Source organism: Aeromonas sp. R4-1 (genome assembly GCF_040908325.1).
GTDB classification, from domain to species: domain Bacteria; phylum Pseudomonadota; class Gammaproteobacteria; order Enterobacterales; family Aeromonadaceae; genus Aeromonas; species Aeromonas veronii.
This window is the reverse complement of the sequence record NZ_JBFODM010000002.1, coordinates 1-1,204: the sequence shown is the minus strand read 5'-3', so window position 1 is coordinate 1,204 and position 1,204 is coordinate 1. Positions and strand designations below refer to the sequence as shown.

Sequence of the window (1,204 nt, the reverse complement as noted above, 5' to 3'; positions counted from 1 at the left end):
GCATTTACGGGAGAAAAAATCGGCTCAAACATGAAGAAATGAAATGACTGCGTCAGCCGAGAAGAATTTCCCCGCTTATTCGCACCTTCCCTAACAAACGAATGTCGACGTTGCTTCTCAAATCGATGTAGCTTGAATGGAACTAACTAACAAAACGTGGCATCCGCATTACTGATTCTTTTGTTATCTATTGGCACTATGGTACGCCATCACTGGCATGCGGGACTTGCGCTGGTTCAAAGGTGGTGCGCTATAATGCCTGTATATAAACACAGGCATTGTTACCATGAAGCTGTTAACCCCAGACCCATCACCCGCCGAGGTGACCATCCCGCTGTTCTTGCACCGCGCCTCTTGTGGCTTTCCCAGCCCAGCCAGCGACTATCTGGAAGGGAAGTTGGACCTCAACACCCACTGCGTGGCGCACCCTGCAGCCACCTTCTATCTGCGTGCCGAGGGGGAGAGCATGACCGGGGTTGGTATCTTTCCCGGTGACTTGCTGGTGGTCGATAAGAGCCTCACCCCGCGCCATGGTGATGTGGTGATTGCACTACTCGATGGCGGCTTCACGGTAAAGACCTTGCAGCTCAAGCCGAGGTTGCGGCTGTTGCCAGCCAATCCGGCGTTCGCGCCTATCGACCCTTGTGTGAGCCTCTCCCTGGAGTTGTTCGGAGTGGTCACCCATGTGATTGGCAATCTGAGGCAGCGTGATGGCTATAGCGCTCGTTGATGTAAACAACTTCTACGCCAGCTGTGAGCGGCTGTTTCGCCCTGAGCTGCGTGGCCGCCCGATCGTGGTGCTCTCCAACAACGATGGATGCGTGGTGTCGCGCAGCCCCGAAGCCAAGGCGCTGGGTATCAAGATGGCCGTGCCCTACTTCAAGATCCGCGAGCAGTTCGAGGCGGATGGCGGTGTGGCATTCAGCTCCAACTACGCGCTCTACGGCGATATGTCTGGCAGGGTGATGAGCACGTTGGAGACCATGGCCCCTGAGCTTGAGGTCTACTCCATCGATGAAGCGTTCATGGCGTTGTCGGAGTCGTTTGCCGGGGACCTGACAGCCTATGGGCAACAGATCCGGCAGCGAGTGTGGCAGTGGACCGGCCTCACGGTAGGGGTTGGGATCGGCCCCACCAAGACCCTCGCCAAGCTGGCCAACTATGCAGCCAAGAAGTGGCCTGCCACGGGCGGCGTCGTGGACTT

Annotated in this window: 1 protein-coding gene and 1 pseudogene; both read left to right on the top strand. The window is 56.9% G+C overall.

What is annotated here, in order from left to right; all coding sequences use genetic code 11:
* Positions 1-286: 286 nt before the first annotated feature.
* Complete coding sequence (gene umuD / locus AB5Y90_RS00015; protein ID WP_257124510.1) at positions 287-730, top strand: translesion error-prone DNA polymerase V autoproteolytic subunit; 444 nt, start codon at positions 287-289, stop codon at positions 728-730.
* A pseudogene (locus tag AB5Y90_RS00010) lies at positions 711-1,204 on the top strand (protein UmuC); the annotation flags it as partial. The gene umuD and the pseudogene AB5Y90_RS00010, both read left to right, overlap by 20 nt.